General features: G+C 47.7%; 15 protein-coding genes and 2 other annotated features. Of the genes, 6 read left to right on the top strand and 9 right to left on the bottom strand.

Annotation, left to right across the window (positions count from 1 at the left end; genetic code table 11):
* Window positions 1–86: 86 nt before the first annotated feature.
* On the bottom strand, window positions 87–2,054 hold the full coding sequence (locus ACQ5DJ_RS15015; RefSeq protein ID WP_429843167.1) for a methyl-accepting chemotaxis protein: 1,968 nt from the start codon (window positions 2,052–2,054) through the stop codon (window positions 87–89).
* 530 nt (window positions 2,055–2,584) lie between these two features.
* Between ACQ5DJ_RS15015 and ACQ5DJ_RS15010 the strand changes: the two genes are divergently transcribed.
* The 3 genes from ACQ5DJ_RS15010 to ACQ5DJ_RS15000 all read left to right on the top strand — a co-directional run bounded on the left by ACQ5DJ_RS15010 (window position 2,585) and on the right by ACQ5DJ_RS15000 (window position 3,934).
* A complete protein-coding gene (locus tag ACQ5DJ_RS15010) occupies window positions 2,585–2,737 on the top strand; it encodes a hypothetical protein (protein WP_017250143.1) in 153 nt (50 codons plus the stop codon).
* Window positions 2,738–2,879: 142 nt separating this feature from the next.
* The gene (locus ACQ5DJ_RS15005; RefSeq protein WP_007729792.1) at window positions 2,880–3,038 is read left to right on the top strand and encodes a hypothetical protein; all 159 of its coding nucleotides are present in this window, start codon (window positions 2,880–2,882) and stop codon (window positions 3,036–3,038) included.
* A gap of 119 nt (window positions 3,039–3,157) precedes the next feature.
* Window positions 3,158–3,934 carry a Cof-type HAD-IIB family hydrolase gene (locus ACQ5DJ_RS15000; protein WP_429843166.1) on the top strand — a complete coding sequence of 259 codons (777 nt, stop codon included), beginning with the start codon at window positions 3,158–3,160 and terminating at the stop codon, window positions 3,932–3,934.
* Window positions 3,935–3,973: 39 nt separating this feature from the next.
* Here the strand turns inward: ACQ5DJ_RS15000 and mutY are convergent, their stop codons facing one another.
* Both mutY and ACQ5DJ_RS14990 read right to left on the bottom strand, forming a co-directional pair.
* Window positions 3,974–5,080 (bottom strand): A/G-specific adenine glycosylase, encoded by a 1,107-nt coding sequence (gene mutY, locus ACQ5DJ_RS14995; RefSeq protein WP_429843165.1) that lies wholly within the window; start codon window positions 5,078–5,080, stop codon window positions 3,974–3,976.
* A gap of 21 nt (window positions 5,081–5,101) precedes the next feature.
* Complete coding sequence (locus ACQ5DJ_RS14990) at window positions 5,102–5,392, bottom strand: hypothetical protein (protein WP_429843164.1); 291 nt, start codon at window positions 5,390–5,392, stop codon at window positions 5,102–5,104.
* Between the two features lie 159 nt (window positions 5,393–5,551).
* On the opposite strand from ACQ5DJ_RS14990, the gene ACQ5DJ_RS14985 reads away from it, so the two are divergent.
* Window positions 5,552–6,541 carry a metal-dependent hydrolase gene (locus ACQ5DJ_RS14985; RefSeq protein ID WP_429843163.1) on the top strand — a complete coding sequence of 330 codons (990 nt, stop codon included), beginning with the start codon at window positions 5,552–5,554 and terminating at the stop codon, window positions 6,539–6,541.
* A gap of 143 nt (window positions 6,542–6,684) precedes the next feature.
* Window positions 6,685–7,230 (top strand): pyridoxamine 5'-phosphate oxidase family protein, encoded by a 546-nt coding sequence (locus ACQ5DJ_RS14980; protein WP_429843162.1) that lies wholly within the window; start codon window positions 6,685–6,687, stop codon window positions 7,228–7,230.
* Window positions 7,231–7,290: 60 nt separating this feature from the next.
* On the opposite strand, the gene ACQ5DJ_RS14975 is transcribed toward ACQ5DJ_RS14980, so the two are convergent.
* From ACQ5DJ_RS14975 to ACQ5DJ_RS14960, 4 genes are all read right to left on the bottom strand, one after another.
* Entirely contained in the window at window positions 7,291–7,734 is a 444-nt protein-coding gene (locus ACQ5DJ_RS14975) for a carboxymuconolactone decarboxylase family protein (RefSeq protein WP_429843173.1), read from the bottom strand.
* A 72-nt stretch (window positions 7,735–7,806) separates the two neighbouring features.
* Window positions 7,807–8,697 (bottom strand): RNA polymerase sigma factor SigJ, encoded by an 891-nt coding sequence (gene sigJ / locus ACQ5DJ_RS14970; protein WP_429843161.1) that lies wholly within the window; start codon window positions 8,695–8,697, stop codon window positions 7,807–7,809.
* Window positions 8,697–9,491: a dioxygenase family protein gene (locus ACQ5DJ_RS14965; protein ID WP_429843160.1), complete on the bottom strand. Its 795-nt coding sequence runs from the start codon at window positions 9,489–9,491 to the stop codon at window positions 8,697–8,699. The genes sigJ and ACQ5DJ_RS14965 overlap by 1 nt, the downstream gene beginning before the upstream one ends.
* Before the next feature lie 172 nt (window positions 9,492–9,663).
* A complete protein-coding gene (locus ACQ5DJ_RS14960; RefSeq protein WP_390303282.1) occupies window positions 9,664–10,272 on the bottom strand; it encodes a superoxide dismutase in 609 nt (202 codons plus the stop codon).
* A 191-nt stretch (window positions 10,273–10,463) separates the two neighbouring features.
* On the opposite strand from ACQ5DJ_RS14960, the gene ACQ5DJ_RS14955 reads away from it, so the two are divergent.
* A complete protein-coding gene (locus ACQ5DJ_RS14955) occupies window positions 10,464–11,234 on the top strand; it encodes a sulfite exporter TauE/SafE family protein (protein WP_429843159.1) in 771 nt (256 codons plus the stop codon).
* 515 nt (window positions 11,235–11,749) lie between these two features.
* On the opposite strand, the gene ACQ5DJ_RS14950 is transcribed toward ACQ5DJ_RS14955, so the two are convergent.
* Window positions 11,750–13,294: a 2-isopropylmalate synthase gene (locus ACQ5DJ_RS14950; RefSeq protein WP_429843158.1), complete on the bottom strand. Its 1,545-nt coding sequence runs from the start codon at window positions 13,292–13,294 to the stop codon at window positions 11,750–11,752.
* 63 nt (window positions 13,295–13,357) lie between these two features.
* Window positions 13,358–13,593: a binding site (T-box leader), on the bottom strand.
* A gap of 40 nt (window positions 13,594–13,633) precedes the next feature.
* Window positions 13,634–13,902, bottom strand: a binding site (T-box leader).
* Between the two features lie 81 nt (window positions 13,903–13,983).
* Window positions 13,984–15,354 (bottom strand): MFS transporter, encoded by a 1,371-nt coding sequence (locus ACQ5DJ_RS14945; RefSeq protein WP_429843157.1) that lies wholly within the window; start codon window positions 15,352–15,354, stop codon window positions 13,984–13,986.
* Window positions 15,355–15,393 lie beyond the last annotated feature (39 nt).

The following is a 15,393-nucleotide window of genomic DNA, read 5'->3' as shown; positions in this document are numbered from 1 at the left end:
TGGTCGCATTCTCTTGAAGGTGTTTTGATTTGTCTTACGTTATGGGGTCAGTCCCCGTGTATGTAAACACGGCGCCGGGCTTATTTTTAGATACGGAATTTGCCGATCTGGTTTTGCAATTCCTCCGCGAGGTGTTCGAGAGAAACGGCTGAGGAAGCGATCTCTTCCATAGAGGCTAGCTGCTCCTGGGCAGCTGCGGATACACTTTGTGTTCCATCAGATGCTTGCAGTGTCACTTCGGAAATATGACCAATGATCTCAACCACTTGCTGTGCCCTTGTGGAGAAATCACGCGTTGCTTCAGATACCTGACCGATTTTCTCTGCCACTTCATTGACGGCTGATTGAATTTGTTCGAAGGACTGGCCAGCTTCGTTCACTTTTTCAATACCTTCCGTTACTTCACGCTTGCTCTGATCCATAACAATCACAGCATGGTTTGTCTCCGCTTGGATCGCGGTGATCAGCTGACTAATTTGTTGTGCCGAGCTTGCGGATTGCTCTGCCAGCTTGCGTACCTCATCAGCCACCACAGCAAAGCCTCGTCCATACTCCCCTGCTCGAGCCGCTTCGATTGCCGCATTTAGTGCGAGCAGGTTGGTTTGATTTGCGATGGCAGTAATCACATCCACGATGTTTCCGATTTCTTGGGAACGCGTCCCCAGATTATCCACGACTTTTGCCAGACCGTGAATCGATTCGCTGGATGCGTTCATTTGCAGGACAGCTGATTGAATGGCTTTGTTTCCACTCACTGCCAAGTCCGACGATTCCTGGGCTACGCTGAAGACATTTTGTGTATGCTCTACAATCTGACCGATTCTTGCCGACATTTGTTCGACGGCTGCGTTCCCCTCCTGCGTATGGGAGACTTGCTGCTCGGTTCCCTCCGCCATTTCTTGCATGGTCTCTGCGATCTGTTCTGTCGCTTTGCTTGTCTGATCTGCACTTGCAGCGAGCTGCTCTGCTGAAGAAGCCAGCTGCTGAACAGAATCATTCACAGAATGGAGCAAGGAACGGAGAGATTCCGCCATATGATTGAAGGCTTTGCCCAACGTACCCAGCTCATCGTCACTTCGTATATCTACTTGTTGTGTCACATCACCTTGACTCATTTTTTCCGCTGCTTCTGTCAACATGCGCAATGGACGTAGTAAGGAGCGCAAAATCAGGTAAATGACTCCACCAGCTACCACCAGCGCAGCAATGATAATCACGAGCATCGTGTAAAAAATCGGATTTGCTGCTTCTGCTGCTTCACTTTCATACATCACGCCGACAAGCTTCCACCCCGTATTTTTATTCGTAGTAAACACAGCTTGAACGGGATTTCCTTCATGCTGAAATTGTAAACGACCTGACTCTCCTGCATAAACAGTATCCGTCCAAGACTCTGCAACCTCATCGCCAGACTCTCCATTTGGATTGACTAGCATTTTTCGGTTTTTATCCAAAATCGCCATAAATCCTTGGGTACCGATTTTCGCTTGCTTGACCGTCGCGTCCAGCGCTTTCAGTTGAATATCAATTCCCAGAACACCGGATTTATCTGGCAAAGACATCGCTATTCCCAACACAACTTTTCCGGTTATGGCATCAATGTATGGGTCCACAATGACGCTTTTTCCTAGTTGCTTCATTGCCGCTATGTACCAATCCCTCTTTCGCGGGTCGTATCCCTCCGGAAGCTTCGAGTCAGTCGCAGTCAACATGCCACCATTTTCGTCCCCGATATACGCTTCACTCACTTCTGGGTTCATTGCGAGAAAACGTTGCAACTGCTTTTGGGTTTCCATTTTGGTCTCTTCTAAGATGTCATGGCGTACAATATCAGAAGCAATCCATTCCACATTCCTCGATTGCTCCAGCAGTGTGTGATTCAAAAGCTCATCTATCAACCGAACATTTTCAGAGGCAGTCGTTAGCAATTCATCTGACAACTCTGCCTTGGCACTCTGATAAGAGAGCAACCCGAGCAAAAGCATGGGGATCACTAATATGGTGGAAAATGTAGCGATTAGCTTAGATTTTACAGTAAGTCTGGGTGTTTTCATTCGCTAGCATCACCTTTCTGCGTGTCATAATTGTCCTATATTGATACCCGCTATATGTCTCATTGTAAACCTACATTCGCCCACTATTTTGCACATTCGTTTATTATTTATTATTTTTTATTATATTCAGAATATACTTTCTTCTATAAATAGGTAAAAAATCGCTTTACAACAAGAAAAAAATGCCATATTCTAAGAGTACGTTCCACACACTACTACTACGGAAAGAAAGGAGGCAGCACCATGATGATGATAGCAATGAATCCAAATCCAGCTCTTATTTATCGTCTTGTGGATGTTCCAACTAAATATAGCAGCGCCTCCTGGGTCGACGAATTCCAGTAGTATTCGTACTCTTCAACATTTCCATTTCGTCTATTACCGACCACAGGCGTTGTTGCTTGTGGTCTTTCTATGCCCTTCAACACGGCATGTCCGTTTGTTGATGCCAGAAGACCGCAGGCTTTCGCCCGTGGTCTTTTTCTTTCTCAACAATTAACATTTTTAACCTTGAAAGGGGGTGATTGGTAATGGTACTGAACTTTTTGCTTTTCACAGTCAAGATTGAACGCAATAAGGAACAAGCGGAGACACTTTTCGCAGAATCTGCTCGCTGTCGCTATCTCGAAGAACGCGCCGAAGAACATGCTTTTCAAGCAGCACAATTTGTGAGCCGCATTTAATGGACGAAACACGACGACTTGACTACAGGAGGGATTTTAGTATGAAAAACAAACAACGGCGTCAGATGATGAGGTTTACGGGAGTCAAAGCGATAGATGGTAGCTGACTGCACCAAATTAACGGGATGGGAGGGATACACTCATGTACATTCCAATGATTTTCTTCACAATCATTATTGAGAAACGGAAATTGACACCGAAGCAAATTGAAGCAAAATACATGCAACAACAAGCGCTGAAACGCATCGAAGAACAAAAGCATCAGATCGTCACACAATTTCCAGAGTTTTTGATTCGCTAAAAAGAAACGGTTTTACAAAGATCATGTCTGCGGGGGCATGATCTTTTTATTTTCCACTGCTCTTCCCCTCTCTCGAAGCTTTATAATGGATTCAAAAGAGAACAGTGGGGAGTGAAATCATGGAGTATCAAATCGTCTTTTTAGACATTGATGGAACACTCGTCAACGAAGAGAAAATCATACCACCGGATACTCTCGAAGCCATTCAAGAGCTGCAAAGAAACAAAATCGAGGTCGTCTTAGCAACAGGCAGAGCTCATTATTATTTTGACGAGCTTGCCCAGCAGTGCGGCATCGACTCGTATGTCAGCTGCAATGGCGCATATGTCGTCTATCAAGGAAAAACCATTTACGATCGCCCCATCCCGACCAAAACACTCGATCAATTGCAGCAGATCGCGGCCCAGCACGACCATCCCATCGTGTTTCAAGGCAGGACGGCGGGCTTTTCTACTCATAAGCAGCATCCTTATTTGGATTGGACCTTTCAGCAATTGAAGCTCGATTCCCCCGATCACAATGCGAACTTCGCCCATTCTGAAAATGTTTATCAAGCGCTGTTGTTTACACCAGATGCACACGAACAGCAGTACAGAGAAGAGATTCCCGCTCTCTCGTTTATACGCTGGCATGAGTATAGTATGGATGTTTTTGCGAAAGGCGGTTCAAAAGCCCTCGGTATTGAAGCTCTCCTCTCACATATCGGGCTTGCGCCAAGCAAAGCAGTTGCTTTTGGAGACGGTCTGAATGATAAAGAAATGCTCTCTTATGTCGGGATGGGAATCGCGATGGGCAATGCGCATGAAGCTTTGTTGCCGTATGCCAATTATGTAACGCGCCACGTTGATGATGGTGGAATATCTCACGGCTTGCGTCACATCGGTCTGATGAAATAAATAAGCTGCCGAGAAATGCTCGACAGCTTTGCCTAATCGTTATTTTTGTCCCAACAGCTCGCGAATTTTTTGATGCGCCATCGGGATGGTGTAAGCATCTAATTCCTCCCAAGCTGCGTATCTTGCATGAGCGGGGAGCTCTTCCCCTTCGATCCAGTCACAGGACCATACTTGCATGTTCCACTGCAAATGGGAGAAGACGTGCTGAACCGTACCTAGCGGCTGGATGACTTCTACATCGATTCCGAATCGTTCACGCAAACCAACTGCAAGTGCCTCCTGCTTGGCAGCATCACTTTCCTGTTCGGTTTCAACAGTAGGGAATTCCCACATGCCGGCGAGAAGCCCTTGATCGGGACGCTTGTTCATCAATACTTTGCCGTCGCGAATGATAATGCCTACTTGCAGATCAACAGGACGTGGAGGTTTGGCTTTGCCTTTGACCGGCAGTTCTTCTGCCACTCCCTCCTGACGCGCCATACAGTAGTCAAACACCGGACAGGTCAAGCATTGCGGAGTGCGCGGCACACAGACCATCGCTCCCAGCTCCATTAAAGCCTGATTGAAATCTCCCGCTCTCCCCGCTGGAATGACCTGGCGTACGAGATGCTCAATTTTGATTCTCGTGGCAGGCTTCGCGATGTCGTCAGTTAAATACAGCAGGCGTGAAAAGACACGCATAACATTTCCATCCACAGCCGGCTCTGCCTTTTCATAGGCAATGCTAAGAATGGCACCTGCTGTATAAGGCCCCACACCTTTTAGTGTAGCGATTTCTTCTGGTGTATCCGGCACAACTCCTCCATAGCGAACCGTTACCTCGCGGGCTGCGGCTTGAAGATTGCGCGCGCGGGAGTAATAACCGAGTCCTTCCCACGCTTTTAAGACATCTTCCTCGGGTGCTTTCGCTAATTCACTCACCGTCGGAAATTTTTCCATGAAATTCGCATAATAAGGTTTAACAGTCTCTACGCGTGTTTGCTGGAGCATGATCTCCGATACCCAGATTCGATATGGGTCTTTGTTGATCCGCCAAGGCAAATCCCGCTTTTGTGAGTCGTACCAGGCCAGCAAATCCTGGGCAAAGCCAAACACATGAAATTGTTCAGGAAGGGTATATTTCAAGCTTTCTTTTTTTCTTGCCATTTCCGTTTATTCTACTCCTTTTCATCCCAGTTCCGCGGGACGAAATGCCCACACATGCAGTTTCGCAGCTCCGCCGGAAATACAGTCGCAAAAGTCTTGATCTGCCAATCGGTTTGCCTTGATTTCTTCGTATACGTGAACAGTCTCGACCTCAAACGTTTCGACAAACAGACCGGGCTGATCCAAGCCCTCCATTGAGCGATACTGACGTGCACCCATCGCTTCCATTCGCTCAGACATCGAGGTGAGCAATCGCAGAGCGTGACTCCGTTTTTCAGTATCCAGCTTGTATTCAATGAAAACCGTTAGCATGCGACATGTTCCTCCTTTAACGAATCAACGCTTTCATCATACCCTTCCCACCTCGTGCGAACAAGCACACAAATATTTTCAGATCGGGCGGGAATTAACCGTAGGCAAACGCTATAATAAACAATAAAAGTGGAAGGAAGGGAGGAAGACAACGATTCCATGGATACAGCCACACATTTTGCCATGGGCTTTGGATTGGCCGGGCTCGCCTATCTTGATCCTGTCGTAGCTTCTACTCCGTCACTTGCAGTGGCCGTCATGATTGGTACGGTCATTGGCTCGCAGGCACCTGATTTGGATGGCTTAGTCCGCCTTCGTGGTACCGCTGCCTACATTCGCAACCACCGAGGCGTTTCTCACTCGGTTCCCGCTTTATTTCTCTGGACTGGAGCCATTTTCGTTCTCATCCAGGCCATAATGCCACAGCCCCATTGGTTGCATTTGCTCGGCTGGATATTCCTGGCCGTCTGTTTACACGTATTCGTTGACTTGTTCAATTCCTATGGCACAAAGGGCCTGTACCCTTTTCGCGACAAATGGGTGGCTCTTAACGCCATTTTCATTTTCGATCCGTTCATTTTCGCTGCTCATCTCGTCGGCTTTATGCTATGGGCGGCAGGTGCGCATCCAGGACACGTCTTTTTATGGATATACGTGATCATTGCCGGATACTACTACTGGCGTTGTCAGGCGCAAAGACGAACGACCGAGCTGGTTCGTCAGCGAATCGGCAAAGCTGGTACCTTTACCATCATCCCTACTCTTTCCTGGACATATTGGACCTTCGTCGCCAAAACAGACCAGCATTGGTATGTAGGTGAAGTCATTTCGGGGGACGTCGTCATCTTGGACACCTTCTCCATTAAACCGGAAAATGAGCGGATTGTGGCAGCCAAGAAAAGCTACAAAGTCCAATCCTTCCTCGCCTTTACCCATCATGTGCATGTAGAAACAAAGGAGCGCTCCTTTGGCTATGAGGTCAAATGGATTGATCTGCGCTACCGCTCCCGTTTTCAAGGGAAAAGTCATTACATGTTCGTCGCCGTGGTCTACCTCAATTTTGATCTGACCATCCGCGATTCCTTCGTCGGTTGGATCCACCACGGAGAAGAACAGCTTACCAAAAAATTAGATTCAAAACGCTCGTAATCGACGAGACTACCGCCCCTTCCAGTAGAGGGCGGTTATTTTTTTGTCATCTGACCCGTTCATTTTTACCAAAATTGCACCTGTTCTCCTAGTCAAATACCCATTACGATCAAATTAACAACGACAAGACTGGGGGACTCGACATGATACCAATTCGTTATTCCAAGCGTACCATTACTGATCAGGAACAAATTGACCAGTTTTTGAAAGTAGCAAAGGTCGGCCATCTCGGCTTGTCCAATGAAATCGAGCCGTACATCCTGCCTATGAATTTTGCTTGGTGGAATGGCTGTATTTATTTTCACGGCGCGGATTCTGGCAGAAAAATCGAGATGATTAACGGCAACAACCGTGTATGTTTCAGTGTTTGCGAGGAGTACGGCACAATCGCCTCACCTGTGCCTGCCCATATCGATACGGCTTACATGAGTGTGTTTATTGCTGGGACAATTGAGCGTGTTTCTGAACCTGAGGAGATGCGCGATGCGATGCAATCCATGATCGACAAGTACGTACCCGGCTACTATTCAGAACCTTTGCCTTTGCAGCATGTCATCAAATATCGTTCTTCGCTGGGCAGTACGACCGCCATCTTCCGGATTACGCCTACCGTGCTGACCGTCAAAGGCAATCCACTTTCCGAAGAGCAGCAGTTCTATCCAGGCAGAAAAGTCGAGATGGATGTATAGCAACGAAAAAAGACACGCTCCTTTTCCTAAGAGCGTGTCTTTTTCTTGACTGATCCTTACTTATTTATACGGAGCACTCATTCCTGTCGAAATCGCGATTCGGTTCCAGCTGTTGATCGTATTGATTGCCATAATCAAGGCAACGTACTGGTTCTCGTCAAAATGCTCGCGGACCTGCTGATAAAGCTCTTCTGAAACACCGTTAGCCGTAATCACAGTGACAGCTTCTGTCAGAGCAAGGACGGCCCGCTCTGCCTCTGTGTAAACCGCAGATTCTCTCCATAGGCTGAGTAAATAAATGCGTTGCTCTGTTTCACCGAGTTTGCGTGCATCCTGCGTATGCATATCCATGCAAAAAGCGCAGCCGTTGATTTGGGAAGCACGAATTTTGATCAGCTCAATCAGTTTTTTGTCCAAGCCGCTCTCATTCACGAAATTTTCCAGCTTGAGCATGGTTTGAAGCGCCTCAGGATTTGCTGCACGATGATTGAATCTAGCTTGCATCATTCATCTGTCCTCTCCACTCGAATTTGTTTTCAACCTCATAGACGAGTGAAGCGTCCTTCTTGTGACGAATCATCCATTTTCTTTTTGCAAATGGGCAAGCTTATCTGGATTGACCATCATGTACAAGCGTGCAATGCGATTTTCTTCTTCATTCATTGTGATCTGGATGATTATTTTTAGCTGACCTTCGGAGTAGACGGCAATTCCATCTTGGCCATTGATTGAACGAATCTGCATGGTAGCATGAGAAGCCCACCTCGGCCATACCCCCATCCAGAAGGCAGTAATCCGCTCGTCTGAGAAGATGGGATGAATAGCCGCACGGACTTTCCCGCCACCATCGCTGACAAACACAGCATCTTTTGTCAAAAGCCCGATCAACGACATCGCATCTGACTTGGAGATGGCCTGTATCAGCTGTTCTACCAAGCTCGAAGTCCGATTCGACTGAGGGACGAGCGCCTGATTTCCTGCTTCAGCCAGCTTTTTTCTCGCAAGGCTAAACTTCTTACGGCAATTTACTTCGGTCATTTCGAGCATCGCAGCAATTTCGCTGTATTCGTAGTCGAGAGCCGTTCGGAGCACAAAAACGGCACGTAGCGTCGACGGTAGATTCTCCAATAGAACAAGCAAGCCATACGAGACTGCTTCTTCGGCAATCACTGTTTGCAGGGGATCATTGGTTTCCGAAGCGTCCAGCATCGGCTCCGGCAACCATTCCCCTACATACTGCTCCCGCTTCCAACGGGCTGATTTTAATAAGTCCAGACAACGATTGGTCACAGCTTTGCACAGATAGCTTTTTACATGGTGAATGTCTTGGATGTCGGTACCTGCCAACGCAAGAAATGTATCCTGAACAATGTCCTCCGCTTCCGTTACCGAGCCAGTCATCCGGTACGCAAGGGAAAACAGTAATGATTTATACTCCCGATAAACATCCTCCATGCGCTCTGTCATTATTTCGTATCACCAAACTGCCAAAGGGTGTGACTGAGACTTCCATAACGCATACTCATATGCAGGCGCTTCGCTGTACGTTCATCGTCAGCAGCTCCCATGACGTACACAAGCGGAACAAAATGCTCAGTTCCATACGCGGGAACAGCTTTTTCAGCATGTGGAGCAAGCTCACGGTAGTTGGCGAGATCCTCGACATTCCACTCAGTCAATGTTGTTTGCAGCCAGTCTTCGAATTGTCCTGCCCACTCAAAGGTATTACTATCGGACTCTCTCAGGTTCATATAGGAAAAATTATGGACGGTTCCGCCACTGCCGAGGATCAGAACGTCTTTTTCGCGGAGTGGACTGAGTGCTTTGCCGATCTGATATTGCTCCGTCACGGTCAGATTCGGATTAACTGATAAGGCAACAACAGGAATATCTGCATCCGGATACATATGGCGCAGAATGACCCAATGTCCATGATCAAGTCCGCGTGTCGTGTTGAGAGCAACTGGCACGCCCGCTTCCTGAAGAAGGCGGACTGTTTCCTCCGCTATTTCTCGCTCCCCTTTTGCTGGATACTCAATCTCGTACAACTCCTGCGGGAATCCGCCAAAATCGTGAATCGTCGGGAAGATATCCATCGTTCCCACCATTTGCTCAAAAGCTTCCCAGTGAGCCGAAAACATGACGATCGCTCGTGGCTTACGCGGGAGCAGACTAGGCAATTGGTTCAGTGCTTCTGTATAGGCATTGTTTTCTATCGCAAGTAACGGGGCACCATGTGCAATGAAAAAAGACGGCATCATTTGCGTACACTCTCCTCTATACTTTTTAAACTTAGTTACTTTTAGTAAGTATTATATCTCATAATCATCATGGTTACAAGTGTATCCAGAATCGATGCCGTTTCTTTTCTCTGAACAAAAAAGGCTTGCCGCTCTTAAAGAACGACAAGCCTTTTGACAGGTAAAGTTACAATTATTTCGCTGCTGCGAAACGTTTGCTAACTTCATCCCAGTTTACAACGTTCCAGAACGCGCCGATGTAGTCAGGGCGTTTGTTTTGGTAGTTCAGGTAGTAAGCATGCTCCCAGACGTCCAGACCAAGGATAGGTTTTTTACCTTCCATGATTGGGCTGTCTTGGTTAGGAGTAGAGCTGATTGCTACTTTTCCGCCTTCTGCAGTCAGCCAAGCCCATCCGGAACCGAAACGAGTAGTAGCTGCTTTTGCGAATTCTGCTTTGAAGTTGTCAAAGCTTCCGAAAGCCGCGTTGATTGCGTCAGCCAGTTCACCAGTTGGTGCGCCGCCGCCATTCGGGCTCATGATTTCCCAGAACAGTGTGTGGTTAGCATGGCCTCCACCGTTGTTGCGAACAGCAGTACGGATGGACTCAGGCAGAGCATCCAGATTGCTGATCAGCTCTTCAATGCTTTTACCTTGCAGGTCAGCGTGTGCTTCCAGAGCTGCATTCAGGTTGTTAACATAAGTAGCATGGTGGCGTCCGTGATGGATCTCCATGGTTTGCGCGTCGATATGTGGTTCCAAAGCGTTGTGTGCATAAGGCAATGCAGGAAGTTGATGTGCCATTGTAACATTCCTCCTCAAATTATGTAGGTCAAGCTTACGCCTTCATTATACTGTAAGCCAAACAGTTTTTCAACAAATCGGTATGCAAAGTATATTAATCTATTTATTATTTCAAAGATTTCCATCTTGAAAACAAAAACGAGCGTGCTAGACTTGGAGTATTACAATCGAAGAGAATCAGGTGATATCTAGTGGAAATGGACTTATCAACGATCGTACTTCTTGCCGTCTTTGGATTCATTGCAGCATTCATCGACAGTACTGTTGGTGGAGGCGGACTCATCTCCCTCCCCGCCCTGCTCGGTCTAGGAATGCCACCGTACCTTGCACTTGGCACGAACAAATTGGCTGGCACGATTTCATCAGCCACCAGTTCTTACACCTTTATCAAGAACGGTAAATTTGACAAAAAGCTCATGCTGATCTTATTTCCCGTCTCCCTGATCGGCGCCTATTTCGGAGCGAAAACAGTTCTGTTCGTTCCCCAGGAGTTTTTGAAGTTCCTTGTCGTTATCATGATGGCACTCATTTTCGTTTACACCCTATTCAACAAACGTTTCGGTCAAGATTCCAACTACAAAGGGCTGACCAAATTTACGCTCGGCATCGGGATTCCTTTTACCTTTTTAATCGGATTTTACGATGGATTTTTCGGGCCCGGAACCGGTTCGTTCTTTGTTTTTCTAATGGTGCTTTTGTTTGGCTACGATTTTGTGATTGCAGCCGGCAATGGCCGAATTTTGAATTTGGCCAGTAACATTTCTGCGCTTTTTGTCTTCACACTGGAGGGCAAGGTCGTCTTCATGACTGGTCTCATCATGGGAATCGCGATGCTGTTGGGCGCTAACCTTGGTGCCAAAATGGCCATCAAAACGGGAGTACGTTATGTTCGTCCGTTGTTCTTGGTCGTATCCATTACCTTGATTGTGAAGATGGTATATGAGTTGATTTTTACTGCTTGATTTAAATAGACCCTCTTGTACGTTACTGTATTGGTGGGGAGGAAACAGGAGAAAACGCTCAGCTTCTAGGGCCACCCGCTGAGGGATTCACTGCCCGACTCCATGCAAAAAGCGAAACCGCGTCCAAAGTAGTCCATTCAGGAAGTTTTTCAGAGGTGGACGCTTACGACCGTGTTTCGCTTTTTTCATTCCGTCTCGGTCGGTGTCCCTAAGATCTTCGCTTATTTTTCCTGTTTCCTCTGCGAGCTTTCCGTACTTAACTGGGTTTTAAAGAACTTTAAAAGAACGAAGAGTATCATCAGTCACGACAGAGAAGAATATTTCCAGACGTAGCGACTTGTGGAGTCCTACCGAGCGGAGAAGGGATTAGCGGGCAGCCTTTGCCCCCAGCAGGACGGAGCCTGGAGCCTAGACTGGAAATATTCTTCTCTCCACTACAGCCACAAGCACTTAAAGAGTCAGCCTGCAAACATCTACAGGCTGACTCTTTTATGTTTGGTGCAACAAATAGATTTCTAGTTAGCCCCGGCTGTTACAACTTTGGCCTGATGATCACGCACCGCCTGATTGCTCGCCGCCATAAAAGCCTGCGCGACCGCCATCAGTACATCTCGATGCTCGGCAACTCCTTTAAAATGACTTCCGTTAGCGCTGACCGTCACAATCGCTTCGCCTGTCGCATGTTCCCCTGATGACAATGAATACAGCTCCATGTCCGTAAACTCCACGTCGAACGGCAGTGCCTGCTTGATGCCTGCCACCAATGCCTCGACAGGTCCTTCTCCGGTACCAGAGTATGCTTGTTCGTCTCCTGTCACATTGTTCGTAATGGTGCAGGAAGCCATACGACTTCCGGATGTGCCGGTGAGCACTTGCGCATTTACCAATGTGAACGGCTCCAGTACAGCGTTCACGGTATGTCCTACCAGCTCAAGCAACTGATGATCCTGGACAACTTTTTGCTTGTCAGCCAGCTCTTTAAATTGGACGTACAGTGTCTCCATCTGTTCGTCGGTCATCTGTATTCCGAACTCGTTTACGCGGTGCTTGATCGCATGGCGGCCGGAGTGTTTTCCGAGAATGATCATGTTGCGAGGTACGCCCAAGCTCTCCGGGTCCATGATTTCGTATGTGCTGCGCTCTTTTAAGAGACCGTCCTGATGAATTCCCGCTTCGTGCTGAAAAGCATTGCGACCGACAATTGGTTTGTTGAAAGCAATTGGGAAGCTCATGGCACGGCTCACCTTTTGTGAAGTGGTGTAAATGTGCTCTGGTCTGATGCCAGTCTCGGCATCTAGTGCTTCTTTGCGGGTCTCAATTGCCATCACCAGCTCTTCCAAAGAGCAGTTCCCTGCTCGCTCACCGACCCCGTTGACCGTTACTTCGACTTGGGTGACCCCAGCACGAATCGCAGCCAAACTGTTTGCAACCGCGAGTCCCAGGTCATTGTGGCAATGTGCACTGAACTCTACCTTGTCGCTGCCACGGACATTTTTCATGACACGAGTGAACATGGCACCGTACTCTTCCGGAAGCGCATATCCGACCGTATCCGGGATGTTGATAATAGTTGCCCCTTCTTCAATTGCCGCCTCGATCATCTCAAACAGAAACTCATCTCCCGTACGGGTCGCATCCATTGGCGAAAATTCAATCCGGTCTACGAACTGTTTGCCGTACGCAATCATCTCACGGGCGATCTTAATCACCTGCTCTCTCGACTTGCGGAGTTGGAAGTCCAGATGAATGCTGGAGGATGACAGGAACATGTGGAGTCTACGACGCTCTGCCGCTTGTGTAGCCCGAACAGCTGCATCGATGTCCTCTTTCACTGCACGAGCAAAGCCACAGATTTCTACACCGTGCACCTCTTGCGAAATACGTTGCACCGCCATGAAGTCACCAGGACTGGAGATCGGGAAGCCCGGTTCAATGACATCCACGCCGAGGTCTGCCAAATGCTTCGCTATCACGATTTTTTGCTCAGGAGAAAGAGACGCTCCTGGTGCTTGCTCTCCATCACGCAGTGTCGTATCGAAAATATGAATTCGTTTTGCCATGGGTATTGCCTCCTCAATTTTTTTAGTTATTTTCCCAATAAAAAAAGCCCATCGTCTCCATATACAAGAGACGACAGGCTTTTGGCTGCCGCGGTACCACTCTCGTTGATCCCCTCTTTTTTTCAAAAGAGAATCCACCTCGCTGTCCCGATGACGTGGGACGATCCGTCAAGGTCTACTGTATGTGTTCAACCTTGCCGCTCCCGGGTGAGATTCGAGCATTTCCTGACTGCGTCGCACCTACCCGCAGCTCTCTGGACAAGAAATTCGCTTTACTAGCTCCCGTTCTTCGCGTTTGCTCTATGTCGTTGTTAAATCAAAAAGGCCTGCCGTCTCTATCGAAGAGACGACAGACCTTGTCTATCGCGGTACCACTCTCGTTGACTCCCGCTATTCGCCAGAAGTCCACCTCGTGTACTGATCCCAGTCGATCAGCACAACCCGATCACGGAGGTTATCCGTCAGAACTTACTGCTCGATGCAGCGCTACATCTTGTTCAGTCCTGCCGCTCCCGGGCGAGCTTCACTGGCTTCTCTGACTGCGTTGCACCATCCCGCAGCTCTCTAAACAGATCAGACCACTTACTGTTCCCGTTCTTCGCGTTATTGTTATTATTGTTTGAAATTCTATTCGGTTTATATCTGGTTGTCAATGGAGTCTAGCAATAAAAATAATTTTATTAACCGAATCAATGGAGTTCTCTCACCGAGCAGCTGCGACCGAACTGTCTGTAATAAAGGCAAGCAAGACCCAGTATCACGAGCACTAAAGCGGAGTAAATATTGCTATAGACGGACGCTCCTGGATAGCTATTGAGCAAATTCCAGCTCACAGAAGCGCCTCCATCAATCGTCTTGCCGAACAAGGTAGCTGCCAGTGCACCTGCAATAAAGTTCAGCATTGCCAACAATCCCATACCGACGCCAATCTGTTCTTTTGGTAGCGACTGCGAGATTGCGTTTGACATCGAAATCATCATAAACGATAGTCCGACATTGCCAAAAATCAGAAAAACGGCAATGAGAAGCGGAGATACTCCCGCAAAGGAAGAGAAGAGGACAAAGCTGCTCAAAAGTAGCGCAGACGCTGTGTAAAATAAATACGAATTCCCTTTCTTATCTGCAAGAATTCCAGCCTTTTTCCCAAAGAACGCGGTCACAATTGCTCCCGGTACCATGACAAAGCCAATGAGCCCCGGTGCCAAATGATTCACATTGGCCAATAACTGTGGACTAAGGAAAGCGAACGAATAGCCACTCCCTATCATCAAAAAGGCAATCACCAGCCCGAGTGAATAGCGTTTGCTCCGAAATAAGCCAGGACGAACAAAAGGTTCTGCGGTTGTCTGAATTCTTACCAAGAACAGAAGGAATGAGAGGATGCAGCCCAGTGCAAGCAACAAGCTCTGATTCGTAATAGCCAGTAGAAGCAACGCAATCGTGATTGCAAGAAGCCCACCGCCGATCCAGTCCATTTTGACGGCTTCCCGTTCCTCCTCCTCCAAATACTTCCGGAAAAAAGGCACGGCAAAAAGTGTGAACAACGGCATGCAGAACAGCCATCTCCAATCGAGCAGACTGACCAGCAAAGAGGAAAGAACGGGACCTAATGCGCTACCGATCGCCATCCCGGTCATTGAGATCCCTAGAGCTCTCCCCCTACTCTCTGGGGGAAAATATCGCACCGGAATAATGGAAGACGTCGCCGGAACAACTGCAGCTCCTGCTGCCTGCACAATTCTCCCGAAAAGTACCGTGCCATAGTTATGGGCGAAAAATCCGATAAGGGAGCCGATGGCAAACAAAATCAGTCCGAATGTAAGCAAATGTTTGAGCTTGTAGGAATCGGCTAGCTTTCCGTACATCACGGTTCCAACCGCATAGATTAACAAAAAGGCAGACGTCACCCAGCTTACTTGGCTAAAAGATAAATGAAATTCTTCCCTGATTTGCGGTAACACGATATTGAACATCGTAGCACTCATCACCGTAATCATGAGGGTAAACACGAGTACGCGAAGAACTTTTTCAGCAGATTGTTGTTGTGGTTCAGTTTGCATATTGGAAAGACACCTCTCGTTATCACCGATTTCTTCCCG

Source organism: Brevibacillus sp. FIR094 (assembly GCF_050477165.1).
Taxonomy (GTDB): domain Bacteria; phylum Bacillota; class Bacilli; order Brevibacillales; family Brevibacillaceae; genus Brevibacillus.
Note: the sequence above shows the minus strand (reverse complement) of the source record. Positions and strands in the feature narration are given on the sequence as shown.

What these genes read in the sequence shown, in the direction of transcription:
- ACQ5DJ_RS15015 (WP_429843167.1), bottom strand. Translation starts at nt 2,054, where the DNA reads ATGAAAACACCCAGACTTACTGTAAAATCTAAGCTAATCGCTACATTT.
- ACQ5DJ_RS15010 (WP_017250143.1), top strand. Translation starts at nt 2,585, where the DNA reads ATGGTACTGAACTTTTTGCTTTTCACAGTCAAGATTGAACGCAATAAG.
- ACQ5DJ_RS15005 (WP_007729792.1), top strand. Translation starts at nt 2,880, where the DNA reads ATGTACATTCCAATGATTTTCTTCACAATCATTATTGAGAAACGGAAA.
- ACQ5DJ_RS15000 (WP_429843166.1), top strand. Translation starts at nt 3,158, where the DNA reads ATGGAGTATCAAATCGTCTTTTTAGACATTGATGGAACACTCGTCAAC.
- mutY (WP_429843165.1), bottom strand. Translation starts at nt 5,080, where the DNA reads ATGGCAAGAAAAAAAGAAAGCTTGAAATATACCCTTCCTGAACAATTT.
- ACQ5DJ_RS14990 (WP_429843164.1), bottom strand. Translation starts at nt 5,392, where the DNA reads ATGCTAACGGTTTTCATTGAATACAAGCTGGATACTGAAAAACGGAGT.
- ACQ5DJ_RS14985 (WP_429843163.1), top strand. Translation starts at nt 5,552, where the DNA reads ATGGATACAGCCACACATTTTGCCATGGGCTTTGGATTGGCCGGGCTC.
- ACQ5DJ_RS14980 (WP_429843162.1), top strand. Translation starts at nt 6,685, where the DNA reads ATGATACCAATTCGTTATTCCAAGCGTACCATTACTGATCAGGAACAA.
- ACQ5DJ_RS14975 (WP_429843173.1), bottom strand. Translation starts at nt 7,734, where the DNA reads ATGCAAGCTAGATTCAATCATCGTGCAGCAAATCCTGAGGCGCTTCAA.
- sigJ (WP_429843161.1), bottom strand. Translation starts at nt 8,697, where the DNA reads ATGACAGAGCGCATGGAGGATGTTTATCGGGAGTATAAATCATTACTG.
- ACQ5DJ_RS14965 (WP_429843160.1), bottom strand. Translation starts at nt 9,491, where the DNA reads ATGATGCCGTCTTTTTTCATTGCACATGGTGCCCCGTTACTTGCGATA.
- ACQ5DJ_RS14960 (WP_390303282.1), bottom strand. Translation starts at nt 10,272, where the DNA reads ATGGCACATCAACTTCCTGCATTGCCTTATGCACACAACGCTTTGGAA.
- ACQ5DJ_RS14950 (WP_429843158.1), bottom strand. Translation starts at nt 13,294, where the DNA reads ATGGCAAAACGAATTCATATTTTCGATACGACACTGCGTGATGGAGAG.
- ACQ5DJ_RS14945 (WP_429843157.1), bottom strand. Translation starts at nt 15,354, where the DNA reads ATGCAAACTGAACCACAACAACAATCTGCTGAAAAAGTTCTTCGCGTA.